The following is a 20,121-nucleotide window of genomic DNA, read 5'->3' as shown; positions in this document are numbered from 1 at the left end:
ATTCCGGCCCTTTTCTTTTGCAGAAGCAGATAAGTCAACGTTGCGACCTGGCGCGTTTACCGCTACCTTAACCACATTCTTTTGACCCCGACGGCGGAGCCTCGCCCCCTTGAAATACCTCGTCTCCTTTCGTACTACGCTGAAAGTCTCTCGCTATCTGTTTAGAGCGCTGGCGCTCCTGCTTTGGCTGCTGGTGGCCTTGTTCTCGGTGTTTTACATCGTTAATGCGCTGCATCAGAAAGAAGCGGAGATCCGCCAGGAGTTTAACTTAAGCTCCGACCAGGCCCAGCGCTACATTCAGCGAACGTCTGACGTCATGAAGGAGCTGAAGTATATTGCCGAGAATCGTCTGACGGCGGAAAACGGTATTCTTGCGCTCCGCGGGCGTAACGACAAAACCGAAGTTCCGGACTTCCAGCCGCTGTTCCCGGATTCCGATTGCTCCACCATGAGCAATACCTGGCGCGGGTCGCTGGAATCGCTAGCCTGGTTTATGCGCTACTGGCGCGACAACTTCTCCGCCGCCTATGACCTGAACCGCGTCTTCCTGATTGGCAGCGAAAATCTCTGCATGGCTGACTTTGGCCTACGCGACGTGCCCGTTGAGCGTGACAATGCGTTGAAAAGCCTGCATGAACGTATTGTGAAATACCGCAATGCACCACAGGACGAGCGCGGGAATAACATCTTCTGGGTGAGCCAGGGCCCGCGCCCCGGTGTGGGCTATTTCTATGCCCTGACGCCGGTTTATCTCGGTAATCGCCTGCAGGCGCTGATGGGGATTGAGCAGACCATCCGCATGGAAAACTTCTTCACCCCTGGCAGCCTGCCCATGGGGGTGACCATTCTGGATGAAAACGGCCATCAGCTGATCTCGCTTGCCGGGCCCGATAACCGGCTGAACGTCGAACCGCACTGGATGCAGGAGCGGTCGTGGTTTGGCTATACCTCGGGCTTCCGCGAGCTGGTGCTGAAGAAGAGCCTGCCGCCTTCGTCGCTGAGTATCGTCTATTCGCTGCCGGTGGATATGGTACTTGAGCGGATACGCATTCTTATCATGAATGCGATTCTGCTCAACCTGCTGGCGGGGGGCGCGCTGTTTACGCTGGCGCGCATGTATGAGCGGAAAATCTTTATTCCCGCCGAAAGCGACGCCCAGCGCCTGGAGGAACACGAGCAGTTTAACCGCAAGATTGTTGCCTCGGCGCCGGTGGGGATCTGTATCCTGCGTACCCAGGACGGGACCAACATCCTGAGTAACGAACTGGCGCATAACTACCTGAACATGCTGACGCACGAAGACCGGCAGAGGCTGACGCAGATTATCTGCGGTCAGCAGGTTAACTTCGTTGACGTGCTCACCAGTACGCACACCAACCTGCAGATTAGCTTTGTCCATTCCCGCTATCGCAATGAAAACGTGGCGATTTGCGTGCTGGTGGATGTCTCCGCGCGCGTGAAGATGGAAGAGTCGTTGCAGGAGATGGCGCAGGCGGCGGAGCAGGCCAGCCAGTCAAAATCCATGTTCCTTGCGACCGTCAGCCACGAGCTGCGTACGCCGCTGTATGGGATTATCGGTAACCTCGACCTGCTGCAGACTAAAGAGCTGCCGAAAGGCGTCGACCGGCTGGTGACGGCGATGAACAACTCCTCCAGCCTGCTGCTGAAAATCATCAGCGATATTCTCGACTTCTCTAAAATTGAGTCCGAGCAGTTGAAAATCGAGCCGCGCGAGTTTTCACCGCGCGAGGTGATGAACCACATCAGCGCCAACTATCTGCCGCTGGTGGTGCGTAAACAGCTGGGGCTCTACTGCTTTATCGAACCGGACGTGCCGCTGACGCTGCACGGCGATCCGATGCGCCTGCAGCAGGTCATCTCTAACCTGCTCAGCAACGCCATCAAATTTACCGATACCGGCTGTATTGTGCTGCACGTCTGCCGGGCAGGGGATTACCTGAGCATTCGCGTGCGCGACACGGGGGTCGGCATTCCGGCGAAGGAGGTGGTTCGCCTGTTCGATCCGTTCTTCCAGGTCGGTACCGGCGTGCAGCGTAACTTCCAGGGCACCGGACTGGGGCTGGCGATTTGTGAGAAGCTCGTCAGCATGATGGACGGCGATATCTCCGTAGATACCGAGCCCGGCATGGGCAGCCAGTTCACCATCCGCATTCCGCTCTATTCTGCGCAATATCCGGCAAAAGCCACGGTAGATGGCCTGAGCGATAAGCGCTGCTGGCTGGCGGTGCATAACGCCTCGCTGAATGACTATCTGACGGCGCTGCTGACCCACTGCGGCGTGAGGGTGTGCCGCTATGAAGGTCAAACACCGGACGTTGACGATGTGCTGATCGCCGACGAGATGCAGGAGCAACCGTGGCAGGGGAGAGGGTCGGTGCTCTTCTGCCGTCGCCACATCGGCATTCCCGTCGAGCGCGCGCCTGGGGAATGGGTACACAGTGTTGCGACGCCGCACGAGCTGTTGAGCCTGCTGGCACGCATCTACAAAGTGGAGCTGGAAGAGCGCGACGGCGCGGGCGGATTGCCGTCACCGGAGTCTCTGGCGTCGGTGAATGACGATATGATGATTCTGGTGGTGGATGACCATCCGATTAACCGCCGCCTGCTGGCTGACCAGCTTGGATCGCTGGGCTACCAGTGCAAAACCGCCAATGACGGCGTGGATGCGCTGAACGTACTGAGTAAGAATCATATTGATATCGTGCTGAGCGACGTCAACATGCCTAACATGGACGGCTACCGTCTGACGCAGCGCATCCGGCAGCTTGGCCTGACGCTGCCGGTGGTGGGCGTAACGGCGAACGCGCTGGCGGAAGAGAAGCAGCGCTGTCTGGAGTCAGGCATGGACAGCTGTCTGTCGAAACCGGTGACGCTGGACGTGCTGAAGCAGACATTGTCGATTTACGCAGAGCGCGTGAGAAAAACGAGAATATAAAAAAGGCCCGGAAGGGCCTTTTCTGCGGGGTCTGTAGGCCGGGTAAGCGTGAGCGCCACCCGGCATAGACAGCGGAGATCAATCTTTGTCAGTTGCACTCAGCGTGACGGAGGAGAGATAGTTCAGCAGAGCAATATCGTTGTCCACACCCAGCTTCATCATCGCTGATTTCTTCTGGCTGCTGATGGTTTTAATACTGCGGTTCAGCTTCTTGGCAATCTCGGTCACCAGGAAACCTTCTGCGAACAGGCGCAGAACTTCACTCTCTTTCGGCGACAGACGTTTGTCACCGTAGCCACCCGCGCTGATTTTTTCCAGCAGACGAGAAACGCTTTCAGGCGTGAACTTCTTGCCTTTCTGCAGCGCCGCAAGCGCTTTAGGCAGATCGGTCGGTGCGCCCTGTTTCAGCACAATCCCTTCGATATCCAGATCCAGTACCGCGCTCAGGATCGCCGGGTTGTTGTTCATGGTCAGAACAATGATCGAGATATCCGGGAAGTGACGTTTAATATATTTGATGAGCGTGATCCCATCACCGTATTTGTCTCCGGGCATGGAGAGATCGGTAATGAGCACGTGTGCATCAAGCTTTGGGAGGTTATTGATCAGTGCTGTAGAGTCTTCAAATTCACCGACTACATTCACCCACTCGATCTGTTCAAGTGATTTGCGAATACCGAACAGTACAATCGGATGGTCATCGGCAATAATTACGTTCATATTGTTCATGTATAAGGCTACCTTGCTACAGCAAGCTTTTGACGTAGGCGTCAATGTCGCTGATGTATTTTTCAATGCCAGAGGCATCTTTCTCACGAATTAGATGTTCCAGCGTTTCACATAACTGCTTGCCGGGAACCAGATTAAGCATGGCAAACACCCCTTTAAGCCGGTGTGCTGTCTGTGCCAGCGCTGCAAAATCATTCGCAGCGGACTCAGTATACAACCGCTTAACATCATCTGGTACTGTATCAACAAAGAGTGAATAGTATCCGCTGGCGTGAAGCTCGGCATTTTCATTACCACCAAGCGGGGATTCCGCTATCTCTTCCTGCGCCAGCTGCTCTTCTATTAGTTGTAGTACAGCTTCCTGCATCGCATTGCTTATATTAAAGTTGACGCGCAGCTGGCCAGGGCCGATTTTCCGCACGCCTGACTCATCATCGCTTAAAAGCAAGCCGGAGGCAGTAAGATTAGACGGATTATCAGTTAAAAACAGATCAAATTCTTGACTTGCAAGTCTTTCATCCGGCGTGATGCAGGCCGCCCCCCAGTTTTCTAACTGACGAACGACAATATTGCGGATCTCGTTCGAGGTCACATCGACCATCACCACGACATCATCCAGCAGACGCTCTTCATCTTCTTCCTGCGGATTGGCCGCCATTTTCACGTGCAGAGAATAGCGGGTGCCGAGGGATTCACGGGCTTTGATATTCAGATGGCCGCCGAGCTTGCGTGCCAGCTGATCGCACAGCCAGAAGGTGAGGGCATTGGCCTTGCCGTAGCGATCGCTTTGCGTGTCGTTCAGGAACGGGAAGTAGAGATTATCAATTTCACTCGTGGTGACGCCTTCCCCGGTGTCGAGGATGCGGAACGTCAGGCGGTCTTCTGCCGACTCCTCCGTACTGACTTCGAGGGTGATCTTGCCGATCTGCGTGGTCGTCACCGCGTACTGAATGATCATCAACAGTATGCGGCGCAGCGCTTCACGATCGCCGTGGCGCTCGTCATTTGCTGGAAGATTGTTATTGATCAGCAGCTGCAACCCTTTACGCTTAATCACGGGCAGGACTTCCGGAACCACTTCATCGATCAGATCCTGAATAGAGAAGAGGGTTGGTGTTCCTTTCCAGAAATCATTCTCCAGCATGTTCGCCAGCTGGATCTCGTCAACCATTCTGACCAGCGAGTCGGCCTGACAGGCAAGCTGGTGGCTTTCTGACGTATTTAACGCCGCCGCCTGGGTCGCCAGCGTTTTTAACGGCTGCTTGAAGGCATCGCCAATGTTCTGCATAAATGCGGCGCGCCCCTGCTGGTTTTTCTCATACAGTCTTTGCGCCTGCTTGAGCTTTTTATTCACCAGCACCTCGCGATCCTGATCGCGAATGATGAAAATTTGCGTGCGGGAGGCGACCTGGCTGCGGAACTGACGGATCTCGTACAGCTCATTGTTGATGGTGGCCTGGATCACCCCCTGGTGCTGATCCGCCATGGTGGTGATGTTCTGCAGGTTAAGATGCGGCAGCAGATGGTCGGCAATTTTATTGCTCATTACCGTACGATTCGCTTCCTGATCGTGAACTAAGACCCCAAGCGGCAGCACGGAAATAATCTCTTCATTTAGCGCACGTAACACGCGCAGTTCATTGCTGGTGCCTGCCGGGACCGCAGAGGCGTCGCTCTGACGCCCCGGCTGGAAACGGAAGGTGCTGTAGCCAAACAGCGCCAGCGCCAGCAGACCGATATTCAGCAGCAGAGGCAGCAGGATATTTTGCAGGGTATCGAGCAGCAGCGTGCCAAACGGCACCTGCCACACCAGACGCATACCGGTCGAGTTCAGGGATGAGGCAATTTCGATTTTTGAGCCGTTAAAGGAGATCGAGACGCTTTCTGCGGCCTCTTTGTCAGATGCCGCACGCATGTTCTGGGTGCTGTTGTCGGGCTCCAGACGGAAGCTGTCGAGCGGCATGTCCGGCGGGATTAAATCGTTAATCGGTAAATCGAAGGCCACAACCGTCGCCAGATGTCCTGGCTGGTTGAAGGTGGTGCGCAGAGTAAAATAATGACCGTTTTGCCAGGCCAGACGACGCAGGGAAGAGAAGCTCTCACGTTCATCAAGGGCATTCGCCTGCTGCAGCATCTCTGCCCGGCGGGAGTCGACGATGCTGCCCACGGTGGTCTCTTTAAACCCGGAAGAGAGATCTTTTAACGGCAGGGTTGAGATCAGGATCATACTGTTGTCCTGACCGTTCAGATAGTACATCGACCACGGCACCGTTTCGGCCCCCCAGAGGGTATCCAGATAGGTCGAAATACGCTGTGTCATCTCGAGCGTTGCGCTGTCGTGAGAGCCAAAAATGAGCGCCTCAGTCTTACGCTGCGGTTTTTCGAGGTAATAGACATCCTGCTTAAGCCGCGTCTCCTGAAGTCCATCTCCGGATGAGGAGGCCGGGGCGGCCGCAATATTGTCGTAAATCTGCCAGGTGGCGTAGCGCCAGGTATCGATGCGCTTATGCACGGCGTGGGTGATATCGACGACCTGATAGCTCTTATCCTTCAGCCAGGCGTTAACCGCGCTTTGTACCATCACCCCCATGGTCACTAACAGCACAACGATCAAAAGAAGAAAGAAACGGGTGATGCTCCCGGGGAGGAGGGAGAATTTGCTCGGGGCGGTGGTTTCAGTCTGACTCATTGATATCTTTAACCCGTCATGGTCATGCTCTGTGGCGATAGGGCAGTATAAAGGGTAATAACTGAATTTCCAGCGCCACCGTCCGGGAACAGGCGACTTTTTCAACGGACAATACCGGCGGCGGGTGGCGCGGTAAACATGTACAAACTCGTCCTGCGCGTACAAATAAAAAGTGCGCCTGGCCAGCAAATAGCACGAATTAACAAGAAATTAAGTTTTACATCAATTGTGTGTTAGCGAAAGATGGCCGGGGAGAATTTAGTTAATAGTCGTTACAATTTCGGTGCGGTAGCACAAAAAATGAGGCGTTGCGTAAAGAAAGGTAAAAAAAAACCGAATGCGAAGCATCCGGCTCAATTAGGGATAAACAGACATTCAAAACTGAATGACGGTAATAAATAAAGTTAATGATGATAGCGAGAGATATTTTAGAGATTAGCCGCGATCTTGTTTTGTCATTCAGTGCTGTAACGGTTTTTATTATAAGTACTTGATTGCTATATGTATGATTTTTCTTTTGATTATAAGTGCTAAATTTATAAGCTATTTGTGCTTTGTAAAAGTTCCTTGATATTTACATTTTGAAACATCTTGATTGACAAATGAAACATCTTCAAAGTTTTCGTATCATATTCGCATTGGATTATTCTGTAATTTTGCGGAGAATGAAATTGCCGACTGGTTAATGAGGGTTAACCAGTAAGCAGTGGCAATTATAAGGCATATAACAGAGGGTTAATAAAATGAAAGTTAAAGTACTGTCCCTCCTGGTACCAGCACTCCTGGTGGCAGGCGCAGCAAATGCGGCCGAAATTTATAACAAAGATGGCAACAAATTAGATCTGTACGGCAAAGTCGATGGTCTGCATTATTTCTCTGACGACAAGGGTAACGACGGCGACAAGACCTACATGCGTCTTGGCTTCAAAGGTGAAACTCAGGTTAACGATCAGCTGACCGGTTATGGCCAGTGGGAATACCAGATTCAGGGCAACAAGGACGAAGGCGACAACCAGTCCTGGACGCGTGTGGCGTTTGCAGGTCTGAAGTTCGCGGAAGCAGGTTCATTCGATTACGGTCGTAACTACGGCGTGATTTACGACGTGACCTCCTAGACCGACGTTCTGCCTGAATTCGGTGGAGACACCTATGGTGCCGACAACTTCCTGCAGTCTCGTGCTAACGGCGTGGCAACCTACCGTAACCAGGACTTCTTTGGTCTGGTTGATGGCCTGAACTTTGCTCTGCAGTATCAGGGCAAAAACGGCAGCGTAAGCGGTGAAAACACCGACGGTCGCAGCCTGCTGAACCAGAACGGCGATGGCTACGGTGCATCCGTGACCTATAACCTGGGCGAAGGTTTCAGCGTGGGTGGTGCGATGTCCTCCTCCAAACGTACCGCCGATCAGAACGCACTGGGCGTATACGGTAAAGGGGATCACGCAGAAGTCTATTCTGGTGGCCTGAAGTACGATGCCAACAACATCTATCTGGCAGCACAGTACTCTCAGACCTACAACGCAACCCGTTTTGGTACCTCTAACGGCAGCAACCCAACTACCGCTTACGGCTTTGCTAACAAAGCGCAGAACTTCGAAGTGGTTGCTCAGTACCAGTTCGACTTCGGCCTGCGTCCATCCGTAGCTTACCTGCAGTCTAAAGGCAAAGACATCGAAGGTTACGGCGATCAGGATCTGCTGAAATATGTTGATGTGGGTGCGACTTACTACTTCAACAAAAACATGTCCACCTACGTGGATTACAAAATCAACCTGGTTGATGAAAATGAATTCACCCGTCAGGCAGGTATCGGTACTGACGATATCGTCGCGCTGGGCCTGGTTTACCAGTTCTAATCGCGCCATCGTGTGACGTAAGGGGGCCTGATGGCTCCCTTTTTTTGTGCTTCCCAGATTCTCACAACTCACCCGTTTTGGTGTACTCTTGCCGCCCTGGCATGAGGATAATAATGAATGGACATGACTTTTTTACGCGCCAGCTTTCTGGCTATGCTTTTTTTCCTGACCGCGTGTAACGATCCCGCGCCCGTGGCGAAAACCGACGCACCTGCCGCGACGGTGCTCGAAGGCAAAACGATGGGCACCTTCTGGCGCGTCAGCGTGATGAACCTCGATAAAACGCGCACGGATGAGCTTCGGGGCAAAATCCAGGCACAGCTGGACGCCGACGATCAGCTGCTGTCGACCTATAAAAATGACTCGGCGCTGATGCGCTTTAACCTCTCAACCAGCACCTCTCTGTGGCCGGTGAGCGAGGCGATGGCCGATATCGTGACCGAGGCAATGCGCGTAGGTTATAAAACCAACGGTGCGATGGATGTCACCGTCGGCCCTCTGGTGAACCTCTGGGGATTTGGCCCGAATAAACAGCCGGTGAAGACGCCCGAACAGGCGGCCATTGATGACGCCCGCGCCCGGACCGGGCTACAGCATCTGACCGTCATCAACCAGTACGGGCAGCAGTACCTGCAGAAAGATATTCCCGATCTGTTTGTCGATCTGTCGACGGTCGGGGAAGGCTATGCGGCGGATCATCTTGCTGCACTGATGGCGCAGGAGGGGATTTCCCGTTATCTGGTCTCCGTGGGCGGCGCGTTGGTCAGTCGGGGCATGAACGCCAGCGATAAACCGTGGCGCGTGGCGATTCAAAAACCGACGGATCGGCAAAATGCCGTGCAGGCGATAGTGGATATCAACGGACATGGCATCAGCACTTCCGGAAGCTATCGCAACTATTATGAGCTTGACGGGAAGCGTATTTCGCACGTGATTGATCCGCAGACCGGTCGCCCCATCACGCATAACCTGGTCTCGGTGACGGTCATTGCCCCCACCGCGCTCGAAGCGGATGCCTGGGATACCGGATTAATGGTTCTTGGCCCGGAAAAAGCCAAAGAGGTGGTCCGTCAGGAAGGGCTGGCGGTTTATATGATCACCAAAGAGGGCGACGGGTTTAAAACCTGGAGCTCGCCGCAGTTCAACAGTTTCCTGGTCAGCGACAAAAATTAAAAAGCAAGGTTGCGGGTTTTTTATCGGTGGCGCTCAGGCACGCTCTATGTATGCTTATACGAGGAGCCGATCATGAAAAACCCAACCTTCACTACCGATGAGGATCGCTGGCAGGCCGTGCTGGCCCGCGATCCGCTCGCTGACGATCAGTTTGTCTTCGCCGTGCAGACGACGGGTATTTTCTGCCGTCCGTCATGCCGCGCCCGCCACGCGCTGCGTAAAAATGTCCGCTTTTATCCCGATGCCCGGCACGCCGCTCAGGCGGGCTTTCGTCCATGCAAGCGCTGCATGCCGGACAAGCGCGATCCGCAGGCGCAAAAGCTGGCAAAAGTGGAACACGCCTGTCGGCTTCTGGAGCAGGATCCTGCGCTAACTCTGGAGAGGTTGGCGGAGCAGGTTGCCATGAGTCCTTTCCATTTCCACCGCCTGTTTAAATCCGTGACCGGCATGACGCCAAAAGCCTGGCAGCAGGCGGCACGGGGTCAGCGTCTGCGCACCGCGCTTGCGCAGGGAGACAAAATTACCGATGCCGTGCTGGCAGCGGGATTTCCCGACAGCAGCAGCTATTATCGTAAAGCCAACGATGCGTTGGGCATGACGGCGAAGCAGTACCGTAAAGGAGAGGTGGCCGTACGGTATGCTATCGATGACTGTTCGTTAGGACGCTGTCTGGTCGCCGAAAGCGAGCGGGGGATCTGCGCGATTCTGCTGGGTGACACCGATGCTGAATTAACCGCAGAGCTTGCAACGCAATTTCCAAAAGCAACGCACGCGCCGCGGGACGACGCCTTCGTACAGCGGATCCACCAGGTCATTGCCAGTATTGATAACCGCGACGTACCGCTTGCGCTGCCGCTGGATATTCGCGGTACCGCGTTCCAGCAGCGCGTCTGGCAGGCCCTTCGCGCAATTCCCTGCGGTGAAACGGCAAGTTACCAGCAGGTGGCGCAGGCGATTGGTCAGCCCAGTGCGGTACGCGCCGTCGCCGGAGCCTGTGCGGCCAACACGCTGGCGATTGTGATCCCCTGTCATCGCGTGGTTCGCAACGACGGCGCGCTGTCGGGCTATCGCTGGGGGGCGGCGCGAAAAGCGCTATTACTAAAACGTGAGGCGAAACGCCGGGAGGGATAATGCTCGATCTTTTTGCGGATGCTGAACCCTGGCAGGAGCCGCTTGCGCCGGGGGCGGTTATCCTGCGCCGCTTTGCTCTCTCCCGTGCGGAGGCGTTGCTTGCCGGTATTGAAGAGGTCACAGCGGCTTCACCGTTTCGCCATATGGTGACGCCGGGCGGCTACACCATGTCGGTGGCCATGACCAACTGCGGCGAACTGGGCTGGGCGACAAACGAACGTGGGTATGTGTATGCTCCGAACGATCTCACGACAGGTCGGCCGTGGCCTCCCATGCCTGCGGTTTTCCAGGCACTTTGTCACGAGGCTGCCGTGGCGGCGGATTATCCTGACTTCCGTCCTGACGCCTGTCTGATCAACCGCTACGCCGTCGGGGCGAAGCTCTCGCTGCATCAGGACAAGGATGAGCCCGATCTGCGCGCGCCTATCGTTTCGGTATCGTTAGGCCTGCCCGCCGTCTTTCAGTTTGGGGGATTACGCCGCAACGATCCGCTCAAACGTATCATGCTGGAACATGGCGATGTGGTGGTGTGGGGCAGGGAATCGCGGCTTTACTATCACGGCATTCAGCCGCTGAAACCCGGCGTTCACCCCCTCACGGGCGAGTACCGCTTTAATCTGACCTTCCGTCAGGCGGGGTACAGTAAACTAAAATAAGAATTATTCTTGATGTCCGCGCAGGGCAGTTTACACTGCTGGCTGATTTTTATTGTCCGGATTGCCTGCATGCAACTACTTCTCCTCGTCTGGCGTCAGTACCGCTGGCCCTTCGTCGCCGTCATGGCGTTAAGCCTGGCCAGCGCCGCGCTGGGTATTGGCCTGATCGCGTTTATTAACGTGCGGTTGATTGAAATGGTCGACACTTCGCTCTCCGTATTGCCGGAGTTTCTCGGCCTGCTGCTTCTGTTGATGGCGGTTACGCTCGGTTCCCAGCTGGCGCTGACCGCGCTCGGGCACCATTTCGTTTTTCGTTTGCGCAGCGAGTTTATCAAGCGCATCCTGGACACTCAGGTCGAGCGCGTCGAGCAGCTCGGCAGCGCCTCCCTGCTGGCGGGGCTGACCAGCGACGTTCGCGCCATTACTATCGCGTTCGTTCGTCTGCCGGAGCTGGTGCAGGGGATCATTCTGACCTTCGGCTCGGCGGCTTATCTCGCCTGGCTCTCCAGCAAAATGCTGGCGGTGACTGCGCTGTGGATTGCCATCACCATCTGGGGCGGTTTTGTGCTGGTGTCCCGCGTCTATAAACACATGGCGGTCCTGCGCGAAACCGAAGATAAGCTCTATAACGATTACCAGACGGTACTGGAAGGTCGCAAAGAGCTCACCCTGAACCGCGAGCGCGCCGAGTATATCTTTAACCATCTCTATATTCCGGACGCGCGCGAATACCGGCATCACATCATTCGCGCCGATACCTTCCACCTGAGCGCGGTGAACTGGTCAAACATTATGATGCTGGGCGCCATTGGCCTGGTGTTCTGGATGGCGAACAGCCTGGGCTGGGCGGATACCAACGTCGCGGCAACCTACTCACTGACGCTGCTGTTTTTGCGCACGCCGCTGCTCTCGGCGGTCGGCGCATTGCCCACCTTGCTGAGTGCGCAGGTGGCCTTTAATAAACTCAAAAAATTCGATCTCGCGCCGTTTAAGGCCGAATTCCCGCGCCCGCAGGCCTTCCCGAACTGGCAGACGCTCGAGCTGCGTAACGTCACGTTCCGTTATCAGGAAAGCGCCTTCTCCGTGGGGCCGCTCAATCTGACGATCCGCCGCGGCGAGCTGCTGTTCCTGATTGGCGGCAACGGCAGCGGTAAATCGACGCTGGCGATGCTGCTCACTGGCCTTTATCAGCCGCAGTCGGGCGAGATTTTACTGGATGGCAGGGCGCTGAGCGCGGAGAAGCCCGAGGACTACCGCAAGCTTTTCTCGGCGGTGTTCACCGACGTCTGGCTGTTTGATCGGCTGCTGGGGCCGGAAGGGCAGCAGGCCAATCCTGCGCTGGTGGAAAAATGGCTGGCGCACCTGCAGATGTCGCACAAGCTGGAACTTCAGGACGGCAAGATCCTTAACCTCAAACTCTCCAAAGGGCAGAAAAAACGCGTGGCGCTGCTGCTGGCGCTGGCGGAAGAGCGTGACATCATTCTGCTCGACGAGTGGGCGGCGGATCAGGACCCGCACTTCCGCCGCGAGTTTTATCAGGTGCTGCTGCCGCTGATGCAGGAGATGGGCAAAACCATTTTCGCCATCAGCCACGACGATCATTACTTTATTCACGCTGACCGCTTGCTGGAGATGCGCGACGGCAGGCTGAGCGAGCTGACCGGTGAAGCGCGCGATGCGGCCTCGCGTGACGCGGTGGCGCGAACGGCCTGATGCCCGTGTGCCGGGTGGCGGCTTCGCCTTACCCGGCCTGGGATTTTGTAGGCCCGTGCAGCGTAGCGCCGCCGGGCACAATGATTTGCACGATATGCCGCTTTTTTCTCCATCCCGGCCCGTTGTTTATTCTTATTTACATATCCTCGCGCTATGCTTAATACCAACTTATTTCATGGATTTATGATTGATGTCGGTATTAAAGAAAAACAGCGCCAGACAGCGTGACCAGGAACGTGCGCGACTGATCTGGCTTCTCACGACCGATAAAGCGGTCACGTCTACGCTATTAGGCAAACTGACCCTGGCTGAGCAATATGATGTCGGCACGTTAGCCGACGATATTGCTGAGGTAGGTGCGCTGGTTGCTCACTTACCCCCGCCGGATCTGGCGGACACCCTTGAAGCGCTTCCCTCGGAAGAGCGTCATGCCCTGTGGAGGCTGGTGCAGGATCACGAGCGCGGACAGGTGCTGCTTGAGGCCTCGGAAAACGTCTGGGACGACCTGATCGATGAGATGAGCGATCGGGACATCCTCGACGCCCTGCAAACGCTGGATATCGACGAACAGATTTACCTGGTTCAACACCTGCCGCGAAACCTGACCGGCCGCCTGCTGGCGTCACTGCCTGCCGATGAACGCGCGCGCGTGCGTCAGGTGATGCATTACGAGAAAAACAGCGTCGGCGCGATTATGGAGTTCGGCGTTATCACGGTGCGCCCGGACGTGACGCTCGGCACCGTGCAGCGCTATTTGCGCCGCCTGGGCAAAATGCCGGATAACACCGATAAGCTGTTTGTCACCTCCCGGGATAAAACCCTCCTCGGCGAACTGGAGCTGAAAACCATCCTGCTCAACAGCACCCAGCGGAAGGTGAGCGAGGTGATGGAAAACGAGCCGATGGTCTTCTCCCCGGAGGACGATGCGGAAAAAGCGGCGCGTACCTTCGAACGTGATGACCTCGTGAGTGCCGCCGTCGTGGACTCCGTCGGCAAACTGATGGGGCGTCTGACCATCGACGAGATCGTTGACGTCGTTTATGAAGAAACCGATAACGACCTGCGTGCGCTGGGGGGGATCAGCGCGGAAGATGACGTCCATGCTTCCGTCGGCAAGGCGGTGAAAACGCGCTGGGCGTGGCTGGCCATTAACCTGTGTACCGCGTTTATCGCCTCCCGCGTGATTGACGGCTTTGAACACACCATTTCGCAGCTGGTGGCGCTGGCCTCGCTGATGCCGATTGTGGCCGGGATTGGCGGCAATACCGGCAATCAGACTATCACGATGATTGTTCGCGCGCTGGCGCTGGAGAATATTCAGCCCGGCAACTTCGCCTTTCTGATCTTCAGAGAGATGGGCGTGGCGCTGATCAACGGCCTGGTGTGGGGCGGCATTATGGGCGGCATCACCTGGTGGCTGTATGACGATATGGCGTTAGGCGGCGTGATGATGCTGGCGATGGTGCTGAATCTGCTCGTGGCATCGATGATGGGCGTCATTATCCCGTTGACCATGACCAAACTGGGGCGCGACCCCGCGGTGGGGTCGAGCGTGATGATCACCGCCATCACCGATACCGGCGGTTTCTTTATTTTTCTTGGGCTGGCGACGATTTTTCTGCTTTAAGCCGACGCTTAATGCGGGCGGGAAGCAGCACCATGACGATAATCCCGCCCAGCACGCCAATCGCCAGATTGCCGGTTGATACCGTGGCGGCAACGGTCACCAGCATGACGACCGTTTCTGCAATCGGGGCCGTTTTCAGCGTGGCCGGCTGAAGGCTGTGCCAGCTGAAGGTTTTAACGGCGACGATGGCCATAATGCCCGCCAGCACCGCCATCGGGATGTTGGCCATCACGTCGCTGAGCGCCGTCACCAGGATCAGCAGCACGATGCCCGCAGCGAAGGTTGAAATTCGGCTTCGGCCTTTCCCCATCTCTACGTTAACGATGGTTTGTCCGATCATCGCGCAGCCCGCAATCCCACCGTAAAATCCGGCCAGAATATTGCCGACGCCTAATCCAATGCTTTCGCGGCGTTTACTTGACGGCGTCGCGGTCAGCTCATCCACCAGCTTTGCGGTCAGCAGGGATTCCAGCAGGCCGACAAACGCGATGCTCAACGCGCACGGCCAGATTATGCTCAGCGTCTGTAGATTGAGGGGGACCAGAAGTTCGCTAAGACCCGGCAAGCCGCCGCTCATGGCGCCTTCATCGCCCACGGTCGGCAGGTTTTGCCCGGTTGAAACGGTAAACAAGGTTAACAGCACAATCGCAATCAGTGGGGAAGGGATGCTTTTGAAATAGCGCGGCACCCACAGCACGATCAGTACCGTCAGCACGAACAGGCCTACAATCAGCGGGCTTCGGCTCCAGAAATGCGGAACCTGCGCAAAGAAAATCAATATCCCGAGGGCGTTAACAAACCCGGTCATGACCGACTGGGGAATAAAGCGCATCAGCCTGGCCATGCCCAGCACGCCAAACAGAATCTGAATTACGCCAGCCATGAGCACGGCGGGAAGAATGTACTGTACGCCGTGCTGATGCACCATGGGTCCAATAACCAGCGCCACGGAACCGGCCGCGGCCGTGACCATCGCCGGGCGACCACCCAGCACGGACAGGGCAAGACACAGCACCACGGAAGCGATCAGGCTGACCTTCGGGTCAACGCCCGCCACCACCGAAAATGAGATGACCTCGGGGATCAGCGCCAGGGCGGTAATCACGCCAGCCAGCGTTTCACGCGTCAGCTGTTTAGGGGAACGCAGCACGCTGGCGACACGGTTTTCGGGAGAGACAGCAGAATGGGGTAGGGACATAACGTTTCGCTGGTTAGGGCAGGCTTCCGTGCGCGCGATCACAAAACGCAACATACTAGCCAGTTAAACCGCGCTTTACCAGACGCTTCGATAATTCCTCACAAACAATCCATCATTAAATTTCACAATTACAATAATTTCGTAACCTTTAAACAATATTTAAAAGTTGTTACCGTGCCCCCGCAGCTTGTTTCACCTGCAATTTCCACGCATCAAGCACTTTTACACTAAGGCATAAATTATGAAAAAAATGACTGCCATGCTCTTTTCTCTGGCCGTGGGGCTTAACACCGTCTCTATGGCGGCGAAAGCTGACGCACCAAAAGAGCAGGAAACGGACGTCCTTTTAATCGGTGGCGGTATCATGAGCGCCACGCTGGGAACCTATCTGCAAGAACTGCAGCCGGACTGGTCAATGACCATGGTCGAGCGCCTTGATGGCGTGGCGCAGGAGAGTTCGAACGGCTGGAACAACGCCGGTACCGGCCATTCGGCACTCATGGAACTGAACTATACGCCGCAGAAAAAGGACGGTTCCATTAGTATCGAGAAGGCGGTAGAGATCAACGAGGCGTTCCAGGTATCTCGCCAGTTCTGGTCTCACCAGGTCAACAGCGGCGTACTGCACGACCCGCACTCTTTCATCAACACCGTACCGCACATGAGCTTTGTGTGGGGCGAGCAGAACGTCAACTTCCTGCGCGCGCGCTACGCCGCACTGCAGCAGAGCACGCTGTTCCGCGGAATGAAATACTCTGAAGACCACGCGCAGATTAAAGAGTGGGCTCCGCTGGTCATGGAAGGTCGTGACCCGAACCAGAAAGTGGCGGCGACCCGTACCGAAATTGGTACCGACGTCAACTACGGTGAAATTACCCGTCAGCTGGTGACGTCACTGAAGAAAAAAGAGAACTTCAACCTGCAGCTCAGCACCGAAGTGCGCGGTTTCAAGCGCAACGCGGATAACAGCTGGAGCGTGACCGTTGCCGATCTGAAAAACAACGAAGCCGAGCACGTCATCAAGGCGAAGTTTGTCTTTATCGGTGCGGGCGGTGCCGCGCTGAAACTGCTGCAGGAGTCCGGTATTCCGGAAGCGGATGACTACGCGGGCTTCCCGGTGGGCGGTCAGTTCCTGGTGTCCGATAACCCGGAAGTGGTGAATCGTCATCTGGCAAAAGTGTACGGTCAGGCTTCCGTGGGCGCGCCGCCAATGTCTGTTCCGCACATCGATACCCGTATGCTTGACGGCAAACGCGTGGTGCTGTTTGGCCCGTTCGCGACCTTCTCCACTAAATTCCTGAAAAACGGCTCCCTGTGGGATCTGCTCAGCGCAACCACCACCTCTAACGTCAAGCCGATGATGGACGTGGGGCTGGATAACTTCGATCTGGTGAAATACCTGATTAGCCAGGTGATGCTCTCTGACGACGACCGTTTCGAAGCGCTGAAAGAGTACTATCCTGAGGCGAAGAAAGAAGACTGGCGTCTGTGGCAGGCGGGTCAGCGCGTGCAGATCATCAAGCGCGATCCGAAAGAGGGTGGCGTGCTGCGTCTGGGCACCGAAGTGGTGAGCGATAAGGACGGCACCATCGCCGCGCTGCTGGGTGCGTCACCGGGTGCGTCTACCGCTGCGCCAATCATGCTACACCTGATGGAAAAAGTGTTTAAAGATAAAGTCGCCAGTCCGGAATGGCAGGCGAAGCTGAAAACCATTATTCCATCCTACGGCACGAAGCTGAACGGTAACGTGAGCGCGACGGAGCAGGAGCTGGAATACACCAGCCGCGTACTGCAGCTGCAGTACATCAAACCGCAGGCTGCGGATGCTGCGCCAAAAGCGGAGCTGAAGCCTCAGCCGGAAAACAAACCGGTTGCGGATATCGCGCTGTAAGGTAAAAAAGCCGGGTGGCGCTGACGCCTACCCGGCCTATGTTCGGTGTTGTTTTGTAGGTCGGGTAAGGCGAAGCCGCCACCCGACTTAATTTCAACGTACGACAGCCTGCTCAATCTTCTCTTCAGCCTTCCACACGCGATACTTCACTTCCACATTTTCAGGCGTATAAACCACGATCGGCAACTTGCTGTTGTAGCGCAGCAGGCTGTTGTCGCCCAGATAGGCGGTCACAAATTTCTTCTCTTTCTTGCCATCCGGGCAGGACATCATGGTGGAGACCGGAGAGGTGACTTTATCAAAGACGTAGTAGTCGTAACCCCAGCCTTCCAGCGTTTTGCTTTCCAGCTGACCACCCAGACGATGCTGGTTGCAGTCCACTTCCAGCGTCTTGCCAATTAACAGCTCCACTTTGTAGTTCGCTTCATCCTGCTGAACCGGAAGCTGAATCACCTGACGCGTCATCCCTTTATCCGCTTTCGGATACGGGGCGACTTTTTCCAGCGGCTGCGCTTTAGGTGTTTCGCTGGCGAAAGCGCTGGTGCTGACGCACGCGGCGGCGATGAGTGCGATGGCAAATTTAGGTGCGTTTTTCATTGTCATTCCTTTATGTCAAAACGATCTTGCACAGGTTAACATAGCGACTGTGAATGATTGGTGTTATTTACTTACATTTTCAATATTAATAGCGTAATAAACCATATATTTGCCACTTAAGTGGAGATTTGTACTGGCGTGGAGTCCGGCAGGCGTTTGTGTTATTTTAGACCCTCTATAATGTTATTCATCTGTAAAAGGGAAGAGAGATGGTTCGTGCAAAACTGAAAACGCCTGAAGGCCGCAAGTTCCTCCTGGCGCTGCTGGTCGTGTTTATGATTGCTGCCGCGTGCGTGGGGCGTGCCACGATTGTTGGCGTCATCGAACAGTACAACATTCCTCTCTCTGCCTGGACAACCAGCATGTACGTCCTGCAGTCGGCGATGATCTTTGTCTACAGTCTGGTATTCACCGTTCTGCTGGCCATCCCGCTGGGCATTTTCTTCCTGGGCGGACGTGATAAACACTAGACGCCGATTTGCGATATCGAAGCCATCCTGCGGGGTGGCTTTTTTTATGCCTGATAATTTTTATTCGCCTTTCCAGGATATTCTGTTGAGAGCACCTTTGTTTACAGAAAGCAGGAGAGGCTTAATGCAATCCCGGTTTGCCACGCTCCGCCAGATCCCAAAAGGTGTCTGGGTGGTCGGTGGAGTAAGTATGTTGATGGATATCTCTTCGGAGATCATTCACAGCCTGCTGCCATTGTTTATGGTCACGACGCTGGGCGCCAGCGTCATTTTCATTGGTTTGATTGAAGGCCTGGCTGAGGCCACTGCGCTGTTTATCAAGGTGTTTTCCGGTGCCATCAGTGACTATCTGGGCAAGCGTAAAGGGCTGGCGGTTCTGGGCTACGGTCTTGGCGCGTTGAGTAAACCGTTGTTCGCTATCGCCTCTTCTTCCGGCATGATTCTGGGGGCACGCTTAATCGACCGGGTCGGGAAGGGGATCCGGGGAGCGCCGCGCGATGCGCTGGTTGCTGACGTTACGCCGCCGGAACTTCGCGGCGCGGCCTTTGGGCTGCGTCAGTCGATGGACACCATCGGCGCATTTCTCGGGCCGCTGCTGGCCGTAGGATTGATGCTGCTGTGGAACGATGATTTCCGCACGATTTTCTGGATCGCGGTGATCCCCGGCGTGCTCGCCGTGGCGCTGCTTTTCTTCGGCCTGCATGAGCCGAAAACGCCCGTCGAACATAAACGCACGAACCCCATCAAAAAAGAGAACCTCAGGCGTCTCGGGAAAGGCTGCTGGTGGGTTATTGGTCTGGGGGCCATCTTCACGCTCGCACGCTTCAGTGAAGCCTTTCTTGTTCTGCGCGCACAGCAGTCGGGGGTGCCGCTGGCGCTGATCCCGCTGGTGATGGTAGCCATGAATCTGCTCTATTTCCTCTCTGCCTATCCGTTTGGCAAGTTATCGGACCGGATGAGCCACACCCGGCTACTGCAGTGGGGTCTGGTGATGCTGATTGGAGCAGATATTGTGCTGGCGCTGAGCACCCACTGGGCTGGAATGCTTCTGGGCGTTGCGCTTTGGGGAGTGCATATGGGGATGACGCAGGGGCTGCTGGCGGCAATGATCGCAAAAACGGCGCCTGCGGATCTGCGCGGTACCGCCTACGGCATTTTTAGTCTGGTCAGCGGCGTGGGATTGTTAGTCGCCAGCCTGGGGGCAGGAGCCATCTGGGAAACGTTTGGGGCGGAATATACGTTTTATGCCGGGGCGGTGATTTGTCTGGTAACGCTTGTGTACCTGCGCAAAACGCCGGACGAGGCGAAATAAAAAACCAGCCATAAGAGGCTGGTTTTCAATGTATTTTTGGTCGGCACGAGAGGATTTGAACCTCCGACCCCCGACACCCCATGACGGTGCGCTACCAGGCTGCGCTACGTGCCGACGCATAGA

13 protein-coding genes, 1 tRNA gene and 1 pseudogene are annotated in these 20,121 nt (G+C 55.6%); 10 read left to right on the top strand and 5 right to left on the bottom strand.

Annotated features, from left to right (window positions below; all coding sequences use genetic code 11):
• Nucleotides 1–109 precede the first annotated feature (109 nt).
• A complete protein-coding gene (rcsC, locus tag ACVCAM_RS07650) occupies nt 110–2,956 on the top strand; it encodes a two-component system sensor histidine kinase RcsC (protein ID WP_008500240.1) in 2,847 nt (948 codons plus the stop codon).
• 78 nt (nt 2,957–3,034) lie between these two features.
• On the opposite strand, the gene rcsB is transcribed toward rcsC, so the two are convergent.
• Together rcsB and rcsD are read right to left on the bottom strand one after the other, a co-directional pair.
• Complete coding sequence (gene rcsB / locus ACVCAM_RS07645) at nt 3,035–3,685, bottom strand: response regulator transcription factor RcsB (RefSeq protein WP_003859405.1); 651 nt, start codon at nt 3,683–3,685, stop codon at nt 3,035–3,037.
• Between the two features lie 16 nt (nt 3,686–3,701).
• Nucleotides 3,702–6,374 (bottom strand): phosphotransferase RcsD, encoded by a 2,673-nt coding sequence (gene rcsD / locus ACVCAM_RS07640; protein ID WP_447093562.1) that lies wholly within the window; start codon nt 6,372–6,374, stop codon nt 3,702–3,704.
• A 743-nt stretch (nt 6,375–7,117) separates the two neighbouring features.
• On the opposite strand from rcsD, the pseudogene ACVCAM_RS07635 reads away from it, so the two are divergent.
• From ACVCAM_RS07635 to mgtE, 6 genes and pseudogenes are all read left to right on the top strand, one after another.
• Nucleotides 7,118–8,230 (top strand): annotated as a pseudogene (locus ACVCAM_RS07635) (porin OmpC).
• A 117-nt stretch (nt 8,231–8,347) separates the two neighbouring features.
• Nucleotides 8,348–9,403, top strand: coding sequence for an FAD:protein FMN transferase ApbE (gene apbE, locus ACVCAM_RS07630; protein ID WP_008500243.1), 1,056 nt, complete (start codon nt 8,348–8,350; stop codon nt 9,401–9,403).
• A gap of 72 nt (nt 9,404–9,475) precedes the next feature.
• Nucleotides 9,476–10,534 carry a bifunctional DNA-binding transcriptional regulator/O6-methylguanine-DNA methyltransferase Ada gene (gene ada / locus ACVCAM_RS07625; protein ID WP_008500244.1) on the top strand — a complete coding sequence of 353 codons (1,059 nt, stop codon included), beginning with the start codon at nt 9,476–9,478 and terminating at the stop codon, nt 10,532–10,534.
• Entirely contained in the window at nt 10,534–11,190 is a 657-nt protein-coding gene (gene alkB / locus ACVCAM_RS07620; RefSeq protein ID WP_150146962.1) for a DNA oxidative demethylase AlkB, read from the top strand. Before ada ends, alkB begins: the two co-directional genes overlap by 1 nt.
• Nucleotides 11,191–11,259: 69 nt before the next feature.
• Nucleotides 11,260–12,903 carry a multidrug ABC transporter permease/ATP-binding protein gene (locus ACVCAM_RS07615; RefSeq protein ID WP_150146959.1) on the top strand — a complete coding sequence of 548 codons (1,644 nt, stop codon included), beginning with the start codon at nt 11,260–11,262 and terminating at the stop codon, nt 12,901–12,903.
• 190 nt (nt 12,904–13,093) lie between these two features.
• The gene (gene mgtE, locus ACVCAM_RS07610) at nt 13,094–14,530 is read left to right on the top strand and encodes a magnesium transporter (protein WP_021241530.1); all 1,437 of its coding nucleotides are present in this window, start codon (nt 13,094–13,096) and stop codon (nt 14,528–14,530) included.
• Here the strand turns inward: mgtE and ACVCAM_RS07605 are convergent.
• Entirely contained in the window at nt 14,493–15,782 is a 1,290-nt protein-coding gene (locus ACVCAM_RS07605) for a SulP family inorganic anion transporter (RefSeq protein WP_025913169.1), read from the bottom strand. The genes mgtE and ACVCAM_RS07605 overlap by 38 nt on opposite strands.
• Nucleotides 15,783–15,969: 187 nt before the next feature.
• Between ACVCAM_RS07605 and mqo the strand changes: the two genes are divergently transcribed.
• Nucleotides 15,970–17,619, top strand: a complete 1,650-nt coding sequence (mqo, locus tag ACVCAM_RS07600) for a malate dehydrogenase (quinone) (protein WP_023325740.1) — start codon at nt 15,970–15,972, stop codon at nt 17,617–17,619.
• Nucleotides 17,620–17,712: 93 nt separating this feature from the next.
• Here mqo and eco read toward each other — a convergent pair whose 3' ends face one another.
• Nucleotides 17,713–18,216 (bottom strand): serine protease inhibitor ecotin, encoded by a 504-nt coding sequence (gene eco / locus ACVCAM_RS07595; RefSeq protein ID WP_025913171.1) that lies wholly within the window; start codon nt 18,214–18,216, stop codon nt 17,713–17,715.
• A 209-nt stretch (nt 18,217–18,425) separates the two neighbouring features.
• On the opposite strand from eco, the gene ACVCAM_RS07590 reads away from it, so the two are divergent.
• Nucleotides 18,426–18,686: a DUF2534 family protein gene (locus ACVCAM_RS07590; RefSeq protein ID WP_010433451.1), complete on the top strand. Its 261-nt coding sequence runs from the start codon at nt 18,426–18,428 to the stop codon at nt 18,684–18,686.
• Nucleotides 18,687–18,810: 124 nt separating this feature from the next.
• Nucleotides 18,811–19,998: an MFS transporter gene (locus ACVCAM_RS07585; RefSeq protein WP_023294093.1), complete on the top strand. Its 1,188-nt coding sequence runs from the start codon at nt 18,811–18,813 to the stop codon at nt 19,996–19,998.
• Between the two features lie 37 nt (nt 19,999–20,035).
• Here the strand turns inward: ACVCAM_RS07585 and ACVCAM_RS07580 are convergent.
• Nucleotides 20,036–20,112, bottom strand: a tRNA-Pro gene (locus tag ACVCAM_RS07580).
• Nucleotides 20,113–20,121: the final 9 nt, after the last annotated feature.

This window comes from Enterobacter sp. CFEC122 (assembly GCF_052983755.1).
This window is presented reverse-complemented; position numbering and strand designations above follow the sequence as displayed.